The following is a 1,673-nucleotide window of genomic DNA, read 5'->3' on the forward strand; positions in this document are numbered from 1 at the left end:
TTTATTTCATCCTTATGTTTTAGTTTGGTTAGCTTTAGGGGTTTCCAGCAATTCAAGTAGTATTGGATAGGTTCTATTCTATCTCTACATATAAGTTTCCCTATATGCTGACTACTTTAGCTACTAACTCACGACTAAAGTCACGAGTGTGCGTAGTTATTTTTTAATCAAATTTAGACTGCAAATCTTTATCATTGAAAAAATTAAAGGATACACTTGTAGGAGCTACTTCATTTGTTTTTTTGTAATTATCATAGAAGGCTTCACTTGTAAATACATCATGAAGAGGTATTGCTGTAGCTGTTTTATACTCAAAATATCCAACTAGTTTAAATTTGAATGTTTCTTTTTCATTAGTCGGTACTCCATCTTTAGTTTTTGGTACTATTAGTTTTACTTCAGCACCTATTTTATGAGGTACATCTAACATATCTAATATCTTTGTAGGCATGACTATTTCATTATTATTTTTCGGTAAACTTCCTTCAATCATCTCTACATTTACAGCACTTTCAAGGCTTTTTTCATCATAAACTGTTAAATTCACTGCCTGCGTTGAAAATTCTGGATTTTTTAAACTTGCTATGTTTTTTACTATTCCAATACTGTTTTTGTCTACTGAACTATCTTTTCTTATAATTTCAATCTGTCTATTACTTAAATCTTGAAATTGAGCATGACTTTTTGTCCCGTATTCCATAGCTTGATAGTTATTAAAAGCTTCTAACATACTATATCCTACTGTAAACAATGAGGTAAACAAAACTGTAGTTAATACTATTGCAAGAACTGAAATTAGATTTCTCATTTTATTCGTTTTAAAACTTCTATTACTTAATTTTTTTATAATTTCCTTATTGTTATTTTGTAACATTGTTCTCACCTCTATTTACAACTTTTCCATCTTCAATCCTTATAATTCTATCAGCCATTTGAGCAATTTGTTCATTATGAGTTATCATAATTATAGTTTGGCTAAACTTACTACTAGTAACTTTTAAAAGTCCTAACACATCTTGTTCTGTTTTGCTATCTAGATTCCCTGTTGGTTCATCAGCTAATATTATCGATGGTTTTGTTGCTAAAGCTCTTGCGATAGCTACTCTCTGTTGCTGTCCTCCTGATAGATTGTTTGGTAGGTCATCCACTTTTTGACTTAGCCCTAAAACTTCTATTATCTCATCTATATATTTAGTATCTATTTTACATCCATCAAGCTCTATAGGTAATACTATATTTTCATAAACATTTAATATTGGAACTAAGTTATAATTTTGAAATATAAACCCTACATTACGTCTTCTAAATATTGTAAGTTCTTCATCATTCATAGCAAATATATCATTATTTTCAACAATTACCTTCCCATCACTTGCTCTATCAAGTCCCCCTATCATATGTAACAATGTACTTTTTCCACTTCCTGATGTCCCTACTATAGCGACAAACTCTCCTCTATTTATACTTATATTTATTCCATCTAAAGCTTTTACTATATTTTCACCTTTTCCATAATGTTTTTTTAAATTATTAGTCTCCAGTATTTTCATAATCATATCTCCCTCTTACTTTATTTTATATATTTTTTAATTGTATATTAAAATTTCATGTTTACTGATTTGTTACTTAAATATTATCACGTAAACCCCTTTCTAATCCTCACAGTACTGTTA

At 29.0% G+C, this 1,673-nt stretch carries 2 protein-coding genes; both read right to left on the reverse strand.

Going from position 1 to position 1,673, the window contains the following annotated elements; all coding sequences use genetic code 11:
• Nucleotides 1–163: 163 nt before the first annotated feature.
• Nucleotides 164–874, reverse strand: a complete 711-nt coding sequence (locus KGF50_RS21360) for a hypothetical protein (protein WP_227849925.1) — start codon at nt 872–874, stop codon at nt 164–166.
• Nucleotides 861–1,550, reverse strand: coding sequence for an ABC transporter ATP-binding protein (locus tag KGF50_RS21365; protein ID WP_227849926.1), 690 nt, complete (start codon nt 1,548–1,550; stop codon nt 861–863). The genes KGF50_RS21360 and KGF50_RS21365 overlap by 14 nt, the downstream gene beginning before the upstream one ends.
• Nucleotides 1,551–1,673: the final 123 nt, after the last annotated feature.

The sequence above is a fragment of the Clostridioides sp. ZZV15-6598 genome (genome assembly GCF_020657705.1).
Classification (GTDB): domain Bacteria; phylum Bacillota; class Clostridia; order Peptostreptococcales; family Peptostreptococcaceae; genus Clostridioides; species Clostridioides difficile_F.